We start from the raw sequence: 16,150 nt of genomic DNA on the forward strand, positions 1-16,150 counted from the left end.
GTACAGTTAGGGAGACTTTTATGGCTGATCCTACGGCGCTGGCAGCATTTTGTAGCTTCTTCAACAAACTAGACAAAACCTGTACAGAAAAATTATACGAGGTATATACTGAAAATATTGTTTTCAACGATCCACTGCACCACATTGAAGGTCGCGACGCCTTAGGGCGCTATTTTTCCAGCATGTATGAAAACGTTGAGCGCTGCCAATTCACCTATCACGTTCAACAATGTCAGGGTGACCAAGGATTCGTGACTTGGACCATGGCGTTTGTGCATCCAAAGTTAGCTGGCGGACGTACGATAGAAATAGACGGATGCAGCGCCTTAACGTTTGCTGAAGATGGCCGCGTTTCTAAACATCGCGATTACTTTGATGCTGGCGCCATGCTTTATGAGCATTTACCGCTGATGGGCAGCATCATTCGCTGGTTAAAAAAACGCCTTAACTAAGCTGATATATAGCATTGGGGCGCATTAGGAGGTTTGATGAGCACATGGAAAACGCCCCAACGCATTTGGTTAACCGGCGCGACGTCCGGCATTGGTGAGGCGCTGTCACGCAAGCTCATTGCCCAAGGCCATCACGTGGTGCTTAGCGCACGCAACGTTGAGGCGTTGGAGGCTCTGTGCGAGGGCCATCCTCATGCTTCTTATCTGGCGCTGGACATTAGCGATCGTCAGGCGGTGCTTGACGCTGGTGAGACCATCCGCGAGCGCTTAGGCGCGCTGGACTTGGCGCTGTTTAACGCAGGCACCTGCGAATACCTTAATGCTCAGCAGTTCGATATGGATTTAGTCGAGCGGGTATTTAAACCGAATCTATTTGGTACGCTGTACGGCGTTGAGGCCGCGCTGCCGCTACTGCGAGCGGCACGCCAAGAAGGCCTGCCCGCGCGACTGGCGGCAACGTCTAGCGCCTCCGCCTACCTCCCGCTTCCCCGTGCGGAAGCCTACGGGGCATCGAAAGCCGCCGTCAGCTACTTTCTGGAATCGCTGCGCTTAGATCTTGACCAGGAAGGCATCGATGTCAGCGTTATCCACCCTGGTTTTGTGAAGACACCGCTTACCGAACGTAATGACTTCCCCATGCCAATGCAGGTGACCGCAGAACAAGCGGCCGACGCCATTATTGCAGGGCTAGTGAAAGGTCGCCTGGATATCCACTTTCCGCGCCGCTTTACGTATCTCGTCAAGTTCCTGGGCATTTTGCCCCCCGCCGTACGCCGCCTAATTGGCCTGCGCATGACCCGCGCTCAGAAGGAATCGTCATGAGTTCCACGGCAGCCCACGGGCCAGTGGCATCGCAGCGTATTGCAATTGTAGGTAGCGGCATTAGCGGTATGGCCGCTGGCTGGTATCTGTCCGCTCAGCATGAAGTGACGCTGTTTGAGGCCGACTCGCGCCTGGGCGGCCATACAGCCACCATGGACGTGGACGTTGAGGGTCGCTCATACGCTATTGACACCGGCTTTATTGTGTTTAACGACTGGACCTACCCGCACTTTCAGCGTTTGCTGGCGACGCTGGGCGTTGCCGCTCAGGCGACAGAAATGAGCTTTTCGGTTCACGAAACGAAGCGCGACTTTGAGTACAACGGGCATACCTTAACGTCGCTATTTGCCCAGCGGCGTAATCTGTTCAATCCGTCTTTCTATCGCCTGCTGGGCGATATCATGCGCTTTAATAAACAGGCGACCAAAGCGCTAGAAAGTCAGCAGCTTCCCGATCACATGACGCTGGGCGAGTATCTAGACCAACATCATTACAGCCGCGATTTTCAACGCCACTATTTGCTGCCCATGGGGGCCGCGATTTGGTCAGCCAGCATTAGCGATTTGCGCGCCTTTCCGCTGGCCTTTTTTGTACGCTTTTTTCGCAATCACGGCCTGCTGTCGGTCAGTCATCGTCCTCAGTGGTACACCTTGATCGGGGGTTCAAAAAGCTATATCCCCAGCTTAACGGCGCCCTATGCGTCGCGCATTCATCTCAATACGCCGGTGACACGTATTACCCGCGAAAGCGCTGGTGTCACGATTACCACCGCATCCGGTTCTCAGCACTTTGATCAGGTAGTGCTGGCCTGCCATGCCGACCAGGCACTGGCGATGCTGGGCGACGCGAGTAACGTCGAGCGCGACGTGCTCGGCGCCATGCCGTATCAAACTAACGACGTTGTGCTACATACCGATACCGCCCTTCTACCGCGCCGTAAGCGCGCCTGGGCGAGCTGGAATTACCGCTTAGATAAGCGCGATAGCGATGAGCGGGTTTCTGTCACCTATGACATGAATATTCTTCAGCGCATAGAAAGTGACACCACGTTTTGTGTCACCTTGAACGACAGCGCCAGCATTGACCCCAGCAAAGTGCTGGGGCACTACCGCTACGCGCATCCACAGTTCACGCTGGAGGGCCAAGCCGCCCAGGCTCGCCACGCCGAGATATCGTCCACGGCTCAGCGGACTCACTTTTGCGGCGCCTATTGGCGCAACGGCTTCCACGAAGACGGCGTATGGAGTGCTCTGCGCGTCGCCCAAGCGCTGGGGTGTGATGAGTCGGCCCCAACACCCGACGAGCCATCCGCACTGCCTGCCCATGAACTGGTGACGCCGCAAGGTGCTGAGGGGCTGGGATGATGGCGGGGACAACTACCATGCCCCGCTCGCGCATTTATCGCGGCACCCTTCGCCACCGCCGCTTTATGCCGAAGTCTCATACCTTTAGCTACCAGGTGTGGATGGCGTGGCTGGATCTTGATGAGCTGCCAGAACTGTTCGACAAGGTGCCGGGGTTTAGCGCCCGGCGGCCGGCACTAGCCCGCTTTCGCCGCGAAGACTATCTCGGCCCGGTAGACCGCCCGCTTAAAACGGCTGTACGCGAAGAACTCATTCGCCAGCTGGGTAGCGCGCCAAGTGGTCGAATCTGCGTATTGACCCAACTGCGCACGTTAGGCTGCATGTTTAATCCTATTTCAGTCTATTACGCCTTTGATCAGCAGGGGCGACTGGCAGCGGTGTTAAGCGAAGTGACTAACACCCCTTGGCGTGAACGGACTCGGTACGCTAGCGCCGTGGACCCTCTAAGGCACAGCCATCATGCGCATTTTGATAAAGACCTGCACGTATCGCCCTTCAATCCGATGGACATGACCTACCGTTGGAAATTTAACACCCCGGAAGACATACTCTTTTTACATATGGAGAACTGGCAAAACGAGCAGCGCCATTTTGACGCCACGCTGATGCTCAAGGCCGCCCCGGCTACCCGCCCGGTGCTCATTAAAACACTGCTCCGCCAGCCATGGATGAGCTTAAAAACGGTCGCAGGCATCCATTTTGAAGCGCTGCGCGTATGGTTAAAGGGTGTCCCCATTCATAACCATCCTAAGCGCAAGGAGAGCTCAAAATGACCACGCTGAATTCCACGCCACCGAACGTTCAACCGGTTAGCCAGGATCGCTTTACTCGCTGGTTAAAACCACGGCTCATGGCTCAGTTGAATACTTTTCGCGGCGGTCGCATCACGCTGATTGAAGGCGACCAGTGTCATCATCTGGGCCAAGAAGGATCACTGCAGGTCACCGTGGTCATTCGCCACTCCAGGGCCTGGAAACGGCTGGCTTTCGGGGGCACCGTCGGCGCGGCTGAATCTTATATGGACGGCGATTGGGATGCAGACGACCTCGTCGCCCTGGTACGCCTGTTCGCTGCCAACCTTGAGCAAGTGAATGGCAAAATGGAAAACGGCAGCGCGCGCTTAGCTCGCTGGCTGCTAGGTGCGGCCTATCGCTTTCAGCGCAACAGCCTAAGCGGCTCTAAACGCAACATCGCCGCGCACTACGATATAGGTAACGATCTATTTTCGACTTTTTTAGATCGCCATCACTGGATGTATTCCAGCGCGGTGTTCCCTCATCCAGAAGCTAGCCTGGAAGAGGCCTCCACCTATAAGCTTGATCTGATGCTTGAAAAGCTCGACGTACAGCCAGAGCATCATCTGTTAGAGATCGGCACAGGCTGGGGGGGATTGGCCATTCACGCAGCAAAAACTCGCGGCTGCCGTGTCACGACAACCACTATTTCGGATGAGCAGCATGCTCACACCCAGCGCCGTATTCAGGAAGAGCGCTTGGCCGACAGAATCACTCTGCTAAAGCAGGATTATCGTGAATTAACCGGCCGCTATGACCGGCTCATTTCGGTAGAGATGATAGAGGCGGTAGGTCATCAGTATCTCGACACCTATCTAAATAAGTTGGATAGCCTCCTGACCGATGATGGCCAGGCCATGCTGCAAGCAATCACCATTCGTGATCAGCGCTTTGAAGATGCAAAGCGCGACATGGATTTTATCAAACGCTACATTTTTCCCGGTGGTTTTTTACCTTCGCACCATGCCATGCTAAGCAGCGTTATGCGCAAAACGTCGTTTAACGTGCTGGCATTAGACGAAATCGGCCCACATTATGCGCGCACGCTGCGCGAATGGCGCCATCGTTTTGAAGCCAACCTTGAGCAAGTGCGCAAGCTGGGCTATGACGAGCGTTTTATCCGCATGTGGCGCTATTATCTGTGCTATTGCGAGGGCGGCTTTATTGAACGCTCTATCGGCACCTGCCACCTCCTGCTGGCGAAACCAGCCGCCAAACCAACGCCGTTAACGGGCGCACTATAAATGGCAGCACGCCGATGGCAAGCACTGCTGTTTAACGCCCTGCGCTTTGAGGCGGGCTGGCTGCTCTGCGTGTTAGGTGGCCCATGGGTTGCAGCGGTTGCAGGAGGCGGATTATTAACATGGCACCTGTGGTGCTTCAGGCGGCCAGGGGAATGGCAATTTATCGCCGTGTTTACGCTGCTCGGGCTGGTCATTGATGGCAGCTTACGCCTACTAGGCGGCTTTGATTTTCATAACCAAGCACTAGTGTTTGGCCTAATACCGCTTTGGCTGTGGATGCTATGGCCACTGTTTGCCACGCTGGTTTATCACTCGCTTGCCTGGCTGTGGCGCTTCCCGTGGCTGGCCGCACTGTGTGGCGCCGTCAGCGCCCCGCTGTCTTATTACGGCGGCGCACTGCTCGCGGGAGTGAGCCTAGCTCCCTGGCTTCTTCCCGTTCATGCGCTTGTATGGGCAACGCTTTGTTACGGCATTAGCCGGTATATTACTATTCGGCAAAGTAGCCTCTAATGATTACCTGGCCTTTAGCAAGCCATAATGCTCTATTTAAAGTACGAAATCGCAAACTCCTCCTATTTAATGGAATTGCCATCTCTTATTACACGCTTTCAGACGCAGCAAGGAAGTGGTAAAAATACAGGGCAGGTAGAGGATGGCGTGCATTCAGCGGTTTCGGGAAGTAGACTAGGCTTTGCCTTGCGGGCCGAGCGTTGACGCTAGACTCACGTGTTATGCTCCGGTGCTATGCCTCGGCTCTAGGTGCCGCATGCGGCCAACAACCATCTTGATACTCGGAACGATTCAGTGACCAAGCAACATTCCTTTAATCGCGAAGAACTGCTGGCCTGCTCGCGTGGCGAGCTCTTTGGCCCTGGAAATGCACAGCTTCCAGCTCCTAACATGCTGATGCTTGATCGCATCAAGCACATTCACGAAGAAGGCGGTGAGCATGGCAAGGGCGAACTGATCGCTGAGCTGGATATCGCCTCTGATTTGTGGTTTTTTGACTGCCACTTCCCTGGCGATCCTGTCATGCCTGGCTGTTTAGGCCTTGATGCCATGTGGCAACTGGTCGGTTTCTATTTGGGCTGGCTAGGCCATCCAGGTCGCGGACGCGCGCTGGGCTGTGGTGAGGTCAAGTTCAGCGGACAGATCCTGCCTGAGGCTAAAAAAGTGACCTATAGTATTAATATTAAGCGTATTATTACCCGCCGCCTCATTTTGGGTATCGCCGACGGAACGGTAACCGTCGACGGACGCGACATCTATCAGGCTAATGATCTGCGCGTTGGCCTATTCACCTCCACTGCGAATTTCTGAACAGGAGGCTCCCATGCGACGAGTGGTAGTCACCGGCCTTGGCATTGTATCTTGCCTTGGCAATGACCAACGACAGGTCCTGGACGCGCTCAAAAATGGGCGTAGCGGTATTCGTTTTAAGGAAGAGTATGCTGAGCGTGGCTTCCGTAGCCATGTAGCGGGCAGCGTCGATATTGACCTTGACGCGCTGATCGACCGTAAGCTGCGCCGATTTATGGGTGACGCCGCGGCCTACGCGTATGTTTCTATGGCACAAGCTATCGAAGATGCGGGTCTCAGTGACGAACAAGTATCCAATGAGCGTACTGGCCTTATTGCCGGCTCTGGTGGCGCTTCAAGCGCCAACCAAGTCGAGGCAGCCGATGTGCTGCGCGAGAAAGGCCTGCGCCGCGTTGGCCCTTATCGAGTCACGCGCACAATGGGTAGCACCGTTTCTGCGTGCTTAGCGACGCCGTTCAAAATCAAAGGCGTGAATTTCTCTATCTCTTCTGCCTGTGCGACGTCTGCACACTGTATTGGCAGTGCAATGGAGCAAATTCAGCTAAACAAGCAGGACGTGGTGTTTGCCGGCGGCGGTGAAGAAGAGCACTGGACACTTTCCTGCCTCTTTGATGCCATGGGTGCTCTCTCGACCCACTACAACGACACGCCTGATAAGGCATCGCGCCCCTACGATAAAGCGCGCGATGGCTTTGTCATTGCAGGCGGCGGCGGCATGCTGGTACTGGAAGAGTTGGAGCATGCTAAAGCGCGCGGCGCCAAGATCTATGGCGAGCTGGTGGGTTACGGCGCGACCTCCGACGGCCATGATATGGTCGCCCCTTCCGGCGAAGGTGCCATGCGCTGCATGCATCAAGCGATGGCCACGGTTGACGGCACTATTGATTACATCAATACCCACGGCACGTCGACGCCGGTAGGTGATGTTGCGGAGTTAAAAGCCATACGCATGGTCTTTGGCAACACAACGCCTGCGATGAGCTCAACTAAATCGCTCACCGGCCACTCGTTAGGCGCTACTGGCGTGCAGGAAGCGATCTATTCACTGCTGATGATGCAGCACAGCTTTGTAGCGGCTTCGGCGAATATCACAGAGTTGGATGAGCAGGCTGATGGCTTTGATATTGTCACCGAACGCCGAGATGGCGTGACCATCGAGCGCGCGTTATCTAATAGCTTTGGCTTTGGCGGCACCAATGCGTGCTTGGTCTTCCAACGCTATAAAGATGGACGCTAGGGCGACGACCGGCTTGATAAGTACCGCAGGGTAATATCGACGGTTGATACAATAATGGCGCCCTATGGGCGCCATTATTGGTTCAAAGCTATGTCGTTAAAAACATTGTTTTTAAAAACAATGTTGTTAAAAGCTATGTCGTTATCGAGTGGTAGGTCGTGGCACCTCAGAAATTTCTTGCAGCTGTGCCTCGATCCATACTTCCACTTCGGCGAGCACTTCATCGGGCATACGCCCCGCTGTTTCAATGGGCTTGCCAATGCGCACACGCAGCACGCCAGGACGCTTAACCCAATGACGCCCAGGCCAACGCTCCCCTGCGTTATGGGCAACGGGTAACACCGGCACGCCAGCACGGCATGCCACTACGCTGCCACTTTTGTTGTAACGTTTACGCTGACCGGGGTCAACCCGCGTGCCTTCCGGAAAAATAAGTACCGATAGCCCGGTGCCCAGCCGCTCAACGCCTTGAGTCAACACCTGCTTCATCGCTCGCGCTGGTTTAGAGCGATCCAAGCTAATTGGGCGCAACAGTCGTAGCCCCCAGCCAAAAATAGGCAGACGCAGTAATTCGCGTTTCAGCACGGTGCATACCGGTGGTTTCATCACCTGTAGAAACACGGTTTCCCATTCGCACTGATGATTGGCTTGAATCACACAGGGGCCGCTAGGCAGATTTTCTCGCCCTTGAATATCGTAGCTCACCCCGCACGCGATTCGAAACCACACCATTAAGAAGTAGTTATACAAATTCAGTAATCGATAGCGGCCCGACAGCGGCAAAAAGGGAGCGATCGGTAAAAAGAGTACGCCAATCATCAGCATAGCTAGAAAATAGCCAGCATAAAAGATCAGGCTGCGAACCACATTTATCAAGCCGATGCTCCTGTATCGTCAGCACGGTCATTCTCACGGGTCAAACACCATGCATCGAGCATACGCCCCGCCTCTAAACGCCAAGGTTTTTGATGAACACCGAAGACATCGAGCACTCGCCGACAGTTTAAAACGCGCCGTAGCTTAGCATCGTGATGGTGCTTCAGCGGTTGCACCTCACCCAGCACAATCTGCTCGCCACGCCCTTCAAGGTGCGTTAACAGCTGAGTGCGTATCATCGAGGTGAACGTAAAAGCGCTGACGGGCTCGGTGCCGGCAAGATGATACGCCCCCCAAGCATTCGCACCACCGATCTGTTGCTGAAGCATGCCGATTAGCGCCATCGCGACAGCATCTGCAGATGTCGGGCAAAAAATCACGTCTTCCGCCGCGCGTACCGCTTCTTGAGCGACCAAACTATCGATGATGTCATTGAGCCACGCATGGCTGCCCTCTAAAGCAAACAGCGGGCCTAGGCGCACAATCAAATGACGCTGCAGCTCGGCGCGGATACGATCCCCGGCCTGCACCAGCCGACGCAGGCTTTCGTCTCGCGGGGCAGGCACGACATGTTCGTCGATAGGAACGTCCAAACCATCTTCATAGAGCTGATCAGAGACACACCATATCAGCGCTACGTCTTGCGATATGCAGGCATCCAAGCAGGCATCAACCGCATCAGCATGAGCCGTGACCTCCGCTGGCGCCATCTCCAGCGGACGTGCCAGCGGCGGAATAATCACAGCGTCAGGCGCGATTGTCTCAAGACGTGACGCCGAGATAGACGTACCTTGCTCAATGACCAGCTCTGTGTCGGTGCGACGACTTACTTCCCGGGCCAATGCCAGGCTCAGGCAATGTCCGGCATCCAGTATCAGCAGCTTCAAGACAGCATCTCCTCGTCACGCCTCATTCTAAGGTGCGCGGCTAATAGCGCTCTCAGAACGGAATCTCGTCGTCGAAGTCATCGAAGTTGCCCGGATCTGGAGCGCCATAGCTGTTGTTTTGCTGGTGAGGCTGAGGTGCTTGATTGCCCTGATGCGACGGTGCTGGCTGCGCGGGGCGAGGCGTCGACTGAGGGCTATTCTGCTGAGAATAACCGCCCCCCTGATTATGCTGGGCCGGGCTGCTCGGTGCGGCATGATTTTGAGCCGGTGCATTCTGACCAGGGCCGTTCTGAGAAGCGCCGTTTTGAGCAGCGTTACCCTGGGCAGCGTTATTTTGAGGATAGCTATTTTGCGGCGCGCCGCCGCCCTGGAAATCACCCGTACGGCCATCCAGCATCTGCATATCGTTAGCAACGATTTCAGTTGAGTAGCGATCCTGGCCGTTCTGATCCTGCCATTTACGCGTTTGCAGGCGCCCTTCGATGTAGACTTTAGAGCCTTTTTTCAGGTACTGCTGGGCGATTTCGGCCGTCTTATTGAACATAACGACACGGTGCCATTCGGTGCGCTCTTGGCGCTGACCGCTCTGGCGATCCATCCATGTATCGCTGGTCGCCACGTTCAAATTTGCCACGGCTGTACCGCTTGGCGTGAAGCGCATCTCAGGGTCTTGCCCGAGGTTACCAATCAAAATGACCTTGTTAATACCGCGAGCCATAAGGTGCTCCTTTTATCTTTTAATAAGTGTCACGTAGGGTTAATTGCCAGCCAAGGCCAATGTCGCGGCCCTGCTTGGTTATGATTGGGGTGGCGACATTAGCCTAGTCAATGTCGCTCGATCCAGCTGCTGGCGATTCACTTTCAAATAGACCAAGCGTTCTTCCGGCACCAGCATAACGTCTTCAACACCGACCACGTCGGCTAAATGCTCCATGAGTAGGTCCAGCGTATCCGCATGCGTGTCATCTAACGCAACTATTTCACTGGATAGCGGCGGTGGCGACGGCATCCACCACATTGCCACCCACCAGCAAAGGGCCAGCCCTGCACAGCCAATAAAGACTGCATTGAGCCCTCCGAAATGGGCCAAAAGTCCCCCCAGAGTACCGCCTAAAAAAGCACCTAAAAACTGGCTGGTAGAGTAAACCCCCATCGCCGTGCCTTTCGCTCCGGCTGGCGCCAACTTACTGAGCATGGAAGGTAATGTGGCTTCCAGCAAATTGAAGCCGGTAAAGAACACAAACAGCCATACAAACAGCCAATCTCCTGCGAAGAATGGCAACCCGAGCCCTGCCAAGCTAATGACAATAGCGCCGATTGCCAGCAAACACATCAGCCGCATTTGCTGCTTTTTTTCCGCCACAACAATGAGCGGCACCATAGCGACAAACGAGAGTGCCATAATGCCTAGATAAGCCAGCCCATGATACTCAATCGGAACACCGGCACCCAATAGACGGAAAGGAACCGCCACGAAGATCGCCATCAGTACCAAATGCAGTGAAAAAATCGACACGTCAAGCCGCCATAAATCGGGGCGCATAATCACGCTTTTGAACTGCTGACGATCCATGCTGACATCACGATGGCGGCGACGGCGTGGCGCGGCAGGCACCCAACGCCACAGCACTAGCAACCCCACCAGCGTCAGTAGCGCAGTAAACCAGAAAACGCCGGCTAATCCTGCCCAGGCCGCCAGCCAAGGGCCTAACACCATGGCAATCGCAAACGACACGCCAATCGATAACCCAATGATCGCCATAGCGGCCGTACGAACCTCTTCACGGGTTTGATCGGCAAGAAGCGCCATAATAGCCGCTGCAACGGCGCCCCCGCCTTGGAGGGCCCGCCCGGCGATGATGCCCACCATGGTGTCGGAAAGGGCCGCCACCATGCTGCCAAGCGCAAAAATCACCAGCCCCAGTGCAATCACCCGTTTGCGACCGATACGGTCTGAAAGTAAGCCAAACGGAATTTGCAGCGTCGCCTGAGTTAGACCATAAATACCCAGCGCCACGCCCACTAGCAGAGGTGTCGATCCTTCCAGCGTGTCGGCGTATAGCGCCAACACCGGCAGCACCATGAACAAACCCAGCATACGAGACGCATAAAGCCCGGCCAAACCGCTAATTGCACGGCGTTCAGAGCCCAGCAATAACGCGGAAACCTTGCGCATAATGCCCCTGTGTACAATGAAAAATAGCTACGTGATGGATAAACATGCGGTGAATAAGCATAACGTTTTGAGATAATCCTCCATTCTAGCGGTTTGCGCTCACGCTGGAAACGTCGCACGTTGCCGCAGGTTAATAATGCGGTTTTGCCGGGAGGGGCACGACAAACGTATAATCACGTTTTTACCGCGCGATTCGAGGTGTTGATGGACAGCATTCTGGTCAGGGGTGCCCGCACCCACAACCTCAAGCAGATCGATGTGGAACTGCCCCGTAACAAGCTCATTGTGATTACCGGCCTCTCTGGGTCGGGCAAATCGTCGTTGGCGTTCGATACGTTATATGCCGAGGGCCAACGCCGCTACGTGGAATCGCTTTCCACCTATGCGCGTCAGTTCCTGTCGATCATGGAAAAGCCCGATGTGGATCACATTGAAGGGCTTTCGCCTGCGATCTCTATTGAACAGAAGTCCACTTCCCACAACCCACGCTCAACCGTGGGCACGATTACCGAAATTTATGACTATCTGCGCCTGCTGTTTGCCCGCGCGGGAACGCCGCGCTGCCCAGAACACGGTGAAGACTTAGAAGCGCAAACTATCTCGCAGATGGTCGATCAGGTCATGAATCTCGCCGAAGGCACCAAGCTGATGCTGCTGGCGCCGGTCGTTAAAGGTCGCAAAGGTGAGCACCTTCAATTATTAGCTGAGCTGCGGGCCCAGGGGTTTGTTCGCGCACTTGTCGACGGCCAGGTGCTTGAACTCGATGACATTGCACCGCTCGATAAGCGCAAAAAGCATGATATCAGCGTGGTGGTTGATCGCTTTAAAGTGCGCGATGACCTTGCTCAACGGCTGGCGGAATCTTTCGAAACAGCGCTAAATCTAGCCGATGGGACCGCCATGATTCACTTCATGGACGGTGAGCGCGGTGATCTTGCCTTCTCCTCGCGCTTTGCCTGTCCGGTGTGCGGCTACTCGCTGGCAGAGCTTGAGCCGCGCATGTTCTCGTTCAACAATCCAGCCGGCGCCTGCCCCACCTGTGATGGCCTGGGCGTGCAGCAGTATTTCGATCCTGACAAGCTGATCAGCCATCCTGAGCTTTCCTTGGCGGAGGGCGTTATCAAAGGCTGGGATCGACGCAATATTTACTACTTCACTCAGCTCCAGGCGTTGGCTCAGCACTATCGCTTTGAGCTTGAAACCCCGTGGAAGGAGCTCGCTCGCCACGAGCAGGAAATTATCTTAAACGGCAGCGGTGATGAGCAGGTGCCGTTTGTCTACGTGGGTGATCGTGGTCGCAAAGTCACACGCGAGCATGCTTTCGAGGGCGTTCTGCCCAATATGCAGCGCCGCTATCGGGAAACCGAGTCCAACATGGTGCGCGATGATCTGTCTAAGTATATCGCGGTGCAGCCCTGCGCTACCTGTAGTGGCTCGCGACTACGCCAAGAGTCGCGCCATGTGTACGTGGATGATCACAACATTGCCGAGATTGTGCGTTTCCCGATTGGCGAAGCATGGCGCTACTTTGCCGACCTCAGCTTACCGGGGCGCAAGGGTGAGATTGCCGATAAAATCGTTCATGAGATCCACGCTCGGCTAGAGTTTTTGGTCAATGTAGGGCTGGACTATCTCAACTTGGAGCGCAGCGCTGACACGCTTTCCGGCGGTGAAGCGCAGCGTATTCGCTTAGCCAGCCAGATTGGCGCTGGCCTCGTCGGCGTTATGTATATTCTTGATGAGCCTTCAATTGGCTTGCACCAGCGCGACAATGACCGGCTGTTGAAAACCCTTGAGCGACTGCGCGATTTGGGCAATACCGTGATTGTTGTCGAGCACGACGAAGACGCCATCCGTGCCGCTGACCACGTGCTGGACATTGGCCCAGGGGCTGGCGTCCACGGCGGTGAGATTGTCGCCCAGGGCACGCCGCAAGATGTGATGGACAACCCTAACTCACTGACCGGTCAATATCTTTCTGGCACGCGTGAAATCGCCGTACCGCCTTGGCGTATTCCCGGCAACCCGGAAAAACAGCTGATTGTGCGTGGCGCTACCGGCAACAACTTGCAAGACGTTACGTTGACACTGCCATTAGGGCTATTTATCGCAATTACCGGCGTCTCTGGGTCAGGCAAATCGACGTTGATCAACGGCACCTTAATGCCGATTGCGGCAAGAGAACTGAACCGTGCAACGACGCTAACCCCGGCGCCTTATCAAAAAATTGAGGGGCTCGATCAGTTGGATAAGGTTATCGATATTGACCAAAGCCCGATTGGGCGAACGCCGCGCTCCAACCCAGCGACCTATACCGGCATTTTCACACCGATTCGCGAGCTGTTCGCGGGCACCCAGGAAGCGCGCTCGCGAGGCTATAAGCCAGGGCGCTTCAGCTTTAATGTCAAGGGCGGGCGCTGTGAGGCGTGCCAGGGCGAAGGCATGATCAAGGTGGAAATGCACTTCTTGCCGGATATTTACGTGCCCTGCGACGTGTGTAAAGGCAAGCGTTATAACCGTGAAACGCTTGATATCCACTACAAAGGCAAAACGATTCACGAAGTGCTGGCCATGACAGTGGAAGATGCTTTGGCGTTCTTTAGCCCGGTGCCCGCCATTGCTCGTCGCCTACAGACGTTGCTAGATGTAGGGCTCTCCTACATTCGCCTGGGGCAAAGCGCGACGACCCTATCGGGTGGTGAAGCACAGCGGGTTAAACTCGCTCGTGAATTAGCCAAACGTGATACGGGTAAAACCCTGTATATCTTGGATGAGCCCACCACCGGCCTGCATTTTGAAGATATTCGCCAACTGCTCACGGTGCTCCACCGCCTGCGCGACCACGGCAACACCATCGTGGTCATTGAGCATAATTTGGACGTGATCAAAACTGCTGACTGGATTGTTGATCTAGGTCCCGAGGGTGGCTCAGGTGGCGGTCAGATTATTGCAGAAGGCACGCCTGAACAGATCGCCAAGCTTGAGGTCTCGCATACTGGCCACTTCTTAGCACCATTGCTGGCACGCGGTAATCGCGCGACTAAACGCTGACCGCCAGAGAAGGCGGCTAAATTTAGTTGCACAGGGTAACAAGGGAGCCCCTCCTGGCGACAAGAGGGGTATAGTGGCCATGCATTTTTGGTAGCCATATTTTTGTAGTATTGAGCAAAAACAGGAGAGAGAAATACTTGCTCTCTCTTAAAGGGACACGTTATGGGCCATGAAAAAAGCTGTATTATCAGTCACTTTAGCCACTATTGCTCGCTAACCGATGAGGAGAAACAGCTGCTCATCAACCTCGAGGAAAGCCCTACTGAGATTAAGTCAGGCACGCTACTTTGGGAGGTGGGCGATACCGCCAATGAGTTCTGCACGTTGAAAAGCGGCTGGGCCTATTCTTATCGTCACCTTGAAAACGGCGATCGACAAATTCTTGAAGTATTTTTGCCTGGCGATATTATTGGGCTAAGCGAGTTTGCATTCTCGCAACGGCTTGAGAGTGTGCGCATGATTGAGGATGGCGTTATTTGCCATTTCCCGCATAAGCGCATGCTGGAAATATTTCGTCAGTCGCTGCCACTCACATCCGTTATGTTTGCCATTAGTAGCCGCCAGCAGGCACTGCTAACCGAACGGTTGATCACCCTCGCTAGACGTAGCGCTCGTCAGAAAATGGCCCATTTTCTTTACGAGATGTTTCTGCGGCTGCGCCAAACTAACCCGGATATTAGCAACCAGTTTCGCCTACCGCTTTCACAAGAGCAGTTGGCCGATGTGCTTGGCCTCAGCCCGGTACACGTTAGCCGCACCTTCACCGCGCTCAGTGATGATGGGCTGGTCTTTCGCGATCGCCATCATTTAACGATTCCGGACTTACAAGCACTCAGCGACGAAGGTGAGTTTGACAACTGCTATCTCAACGACAACGTCCGGCCCCTATTAGGGGACGCTGTATAATGTCTGCGATTCACCCTCTGCGCTCTTGCTCGATAACGCTTGCTACTATGACGGCCATCACATGGATGGCCGCTACGCCCTTGGCAAACGCGGTGACGTTTCATACCGATGACATGCAAAGCCATGAAGATTGGCAGTCAATGACACTCTCGCTGGATGGTGAACAGCACTATCGTGCGGTTGAAGCCTCTAGCTACTCGGACGCGACGCTGAGCCTAAACGTGACGGCTGGCATATGCGATCTACCGTGGCTAGAAATGCGCGTCACGCTTGATCAGCAGCAGGATGAGAGCCGCACGGTGAACTTAGTACCCTCTCGGCTACGCATCGATGAGCAGCCGGTGATAGATACCATGGCCGAGTTTATTACCGAACGCGGCGACGATGGATTTTACGCACATTTTTACTTAAGCGACTTAACGACGTTAATGGCCGATATGCGTCAGGGTGAGCAGCTGTTTCTTGGCTTTGATCAAGAAGAGCGAGAGCCTTGGTACATGACCTTTAGCTTGAAAGGAGCCGACACGGCCATTAATCATATGCTTGGCCAGTGTGAAGGTGCGGGTGATTCTAAATAATCGCGGCAGAGCGTTGTACTCAATTAACGCCCCTGACTGATCACGCCATTCTCTCGACAAGCTCTGCACATGACGTTTCAATGGAAGCCTTGATCTAGCGGACATTCAAAGGCCTCTCATGTTTAGCTTGCTGCCTCATCACTATACGGCGCTGCTACCTTGCCAGCAAAGCAGCACACAATATGCTGTTCAAAACCGCCGCCATAGAACTTAAGCGGCTTAACAAACAGACGGTCGTACTTTGCCTGCATCCAGGCACCACCGATACCGCCCTCTCTAAACCCTTTCAGGCAAGAGTGCCTAGCGAAAAGCTTTTTAGTCCCGCATTTGTAGCCGAACAGCTGCTCGCGGTGATTTCACAGAGGACTCCCGATGACAGCGGAAGTTTTTGGGATTGGAATGGTAAGCCTATTGAATGGTAATGCAAAAAAAAATCCCCCGGA

The 16,150-nt window shown here is 54.6% G+C and carries 15 protein-coding genes and 1 pseudogene; 12 read left to right on the plus strand and 4 right to left on the minus strand.

The annotated features are described in order from the left end of the window. Window positions 1-20 precede the first annotated feature (20 nt). The 8 genes from ACT3TR_RS16895 (at window position 21) to fabB (ending at window position 7,233) form a co-directional block, all read left to right on the plus strand. Window positions 21-452 (plus strand): nuclear transport factor 2 family protein, encoded by a 432-nt coding sequence (locus ACT3TR_RS16895; protein ID WP_096276586.1) that lies wholly within the window; start codon window positions 21-23, stop codon window positions 450-452. Window positions 453-488: 36 nt separating this feature from the next. Beyond that, a complete protein-coding gene (locus tag ACT3TR_RS16900; protein ID WP_444625731.1) occupies window positions 489-1,274 on the plus strand; it encodes an SDR family NAD(P)-dependent oxidoreductase in 786 nt (261 codons plus the stop codon). After that, window positions 1,271-2,638, plus strand: coding sequence for an NAD(P)/FAD-dependent oxidoreductase (locus ACT3TR_RS16905; protein ID WP_444625730.1), 1,368 nt, complete (start codon window positions 1,271-1,273; stop codon window positions 2,636-2,638). Before ACT3TR_RS16900 ends, ACT3TR_RS16905 begins: the two co-directional genes overlap by 4 nt. Window positions 2,639-2,655: 17 nt before the next feature. Continuing rightward, complete coding sequence (locus ACT3TR_RS16910; protein WP_444625729.1) at window positions 2,656-3,411, plus strand: DUF1365 domain-containing protein; 756 nt, start codon at window positions 2,656-2,658, stop codon at window positions 3,409-3,411. After that, window positions 3,408-4,676 (plus strand): class I SAM-dependent methyltransferase, encoded by a 1,269-nt coding sequence (locus ACT3TR_RS16915; protein WP_444625728.1) that lies wholly within the window; start codon window positions 3,408-3,410, stop codon window positions 4,674-4,676. Before ACT3TR_RS16910 ends, ACT3TR_RS16915 begins: the two co-directional genes overlap by 4 nt. Continuing rightward, window positions 4,677-5,186, plus strand: a complete 510-nt coding sequence (locus ACT3TR_RS16920; protein ID WP_444625727.1) for a DUF2878 domain-containing protein — start codon at window positions 4,677-4,679, stop codon at window positions 5,184-5,186. Between the two features lie 294 nt (window positions 5,187-5,480). After that, complete coding sequence (gene fabA, locus ACT3TR_RS16925) at window positions 5,481-5,996, plus strand: 3-hydroxyacyl-[acyl-carrier-protein] dehydratase FabA (RefSeq protein WP_096276597.1); 516 nt, start codon at window positions 5,481-5,483, stop codon at window positions 5,994-5,996. A gap of 13 nt (window positions 5,997-6,009) precedes the next feature. Beyond that, entirely contained in the window at window positions 6,010-7,233 is a 1,224-nt protein-coding gene (gene fabB / locus ACT3TR_RS16930; protein ID WP_444625726.1) for a beta-ketoacyl-ACP synthase I, read from the plus strand. A gap of 141 nt (window positions 7,234-7,374) precedes the next feature. On the opposite strand, the gene ACT3TR_RS16935 is transcribed toward fabB, so the two are convergent. The 4 genes from ACT3TR_RS16935 to ACT3TR_RS16950 all read right to left on the minus strand — a co-directional run bounded on the left by ACT3TR_RS16935 (window position 7,375) and on the right by ACT3TR_RS16950 (window position 11,172). Beyond that, on the minus strand, window positions 7,375-8,109 hold the full coding sequence (locus tag ACT3TR_RS16935) for a lysophospholipid acyltransferase family protein (protein WP_441685825.1): 735 nt from the start codon (window positions 8,107-8,109) through the stop codon (window positions 7,375-7,377). Continuing rightward, complete coding sequence (locus ACT3TR_RS16940) at window positions 8,106-8,996, minus strand: sugar nucleotide-binding protein (RefSeq protein WP_096276603.1); 891 nt, start codon at window positions 8,994-8,996, stop codon at window positions 8,106-8,108. The genes ACT3TR_RS16935 and ACT3TR_RS16940 overlap by 4 nt, the downstream gene beginning before the upstream one ends. Window positions 8,997-9,048: 52 nt before the next feature. Continuing rightward, on the minus strand, window positions 9,049-9,714 hold the full coding sequence (ssb, locus tag ACT3TR_RS16945) for a single-stranded DNA-binding protein (protein ID WP_444625725.1): 666 nt from the start codon (window positions 9,712-9,714) through the stop codon (window positions 9,049-9,051). 78 nt (window positions 9,715-9,792) lie between these two features. Next, a complete protein-coding gene (locus ACT3TR_RS16950; protein ID WP_096276607.1) occupies window positions 9,793-11,172 on the minus strand; it encodes an MFS transporter in 1,380 nt (459 codons plus the stop codon). Between the two features lie 204 nt (window positions 11,173-11,376). Here ACT3TR_RS16950 and uvrA point away from each other — a divergent pair, with 204 nt between their 5' ends. From uvrA to ACT3TR_RS16970, 4 genes and pseudogenes are all read left to right on the plus strand, one after another. Beyond that, on the plus strand, window positions 11,377-14,223 hold the full coding sequence (gene uvrA / locus ACT3TR_RS16955; protein ID WP_096276609.1) for an excinuclease ABC subunit UvrA: 2,847 nt from the start codon (window positions 11,377-11,379) through the stop codon (window positions 14,221-14,223). Window positions 14,224-14,385: 162 nt separating this feature from the next. Further along, window positions 14,386-15,129 (plus strand): Crp/Fnr family transcriptional regulator, encoded by a 744-nt coding sequence (locus ACT3TR_RS16960; protein WP_096276611.1) that lies wholly within the window; start codon window positions 14,386-14,388, stop codon window positions 15,127-15,129. A 47-nt stretch (window positions 15,130-15,176) separates the two neighbouring features. Further along, window positions 15,177-15,707 carry a hypothetical protein gene (locus ACT3TR_RS16965; protein WP_444625724.1) on the plus strand — a complete coding sequence of 177 codons (531 nt, stop codon included), beginning with the start codon at window positions 15,177-15,179 and terminating at the stop codon, window positions 15,705-15,707. 155 nt (window positions 15,708-15,862) lie between these two features. Continuing rightward, window positions 15,863-16,129 (plus strand): annotated as a pseudogene (locus ACT3TR_RS16970) (SDR family NAD(P)-dependent oxidoreductase); the annotation flags it as partial. Window positions 16,130-16,150 lie beyond the last annotated feature (21 nt).

Source organism: Halomonas sp. AOP12-B1-6 (assembly GCF_052379225.1).
GTDB lineage: Bacteria > Pseudomonadota > Gammaproteobacteria > Pseudomonadales > Halomonadaceae > Vreelandella > Vreelandella casei.

Bases quoted from the DNA above. Each gene is read 5' to 3' on its own strand.
- ACT3TR_RS16895 (WP_096276586.1), top strand. From the start codon at position 21: ATGGCTGATCCTACGGCGCTGGCAGCATTTTGTAGCTTCTTCAACAAA.
- ACT3TR_RS16900 (WP_444625731.1), top strand. From the start codon at position 489: ATGAGCACATGGAAAACGCCCCAACGCATTTGGTTAACCGGCGCGACG.
- ACT3TR_RS16905 (WP_444625730.1), top strand. From the start codon at position 1,271: ATGAGTTCCACGGCAGCCCACGGGCCAGTGGCATCGCAGCGTATTGCA.
- ACT3TR_RS16910 (WP_444625729.1), top strand. From the start codon at position 2,656: ATGCCCCGCTCGCGCATTTATCGCGGCACCCTTCGCCACCGCCGCTTT.
- ACT3TR_RS16915 (WP_444625728.1), top strand. From the start codon at position 3,408: ATGACCACGCTGAATTCCACGCCACCGAACGTTCAACCGGTTAGCCAG.
- ACT3TR_RS16920 (WP_444625727.1), top strand. From the start codon at position 4,677: ATGGCAGCACGCCGATGGCAAGCACTGCTGTTTAACGCCCTGCGCTTT.
- fabB (WP_444625726.1), top strand. From the start codon at position 6,010: ATGCGACGAGTGGTAGTCACCGGCCTTGGCATTGTATCTTGCCTTGGC.
- ssb (WP_444625725.1), bottom strand. From the start codon at position 9,714: ATGGCTCGCGGTATTAACAAGGTCATTTTGATTGGTAACCTCGGGCAA.
- ACT3TR_RS16950 (WP_096276607.1), bottom strand. From the start codon at position 11,172: ATGCGCAAGGTTTCCGCGTTATTGCTGGGCTCTGAACGCCGTGCAATT.
- uvrA (WP_096276609.1), top strand. From the start codon at position 11,377: ATGGACAGCATTCTGGTCAGGGGTGCCCGCACCCACAACCTCAAGCAG.
- ACT3TR_RS16960 (WP_096276611.1), top strand. From the start codon at position 14,386: ATGGGCCATGAAAAAAGCTGTATTATCAGTCACTTTAGCCACTATTGC.
- ACT3TR_RS16965 (WP_444625724.1), top strand. From the start codon at position 15,177: ATGACGGCCATCACATGGATGGCCGCTACGCCCTTGGCAAACGCGGTG.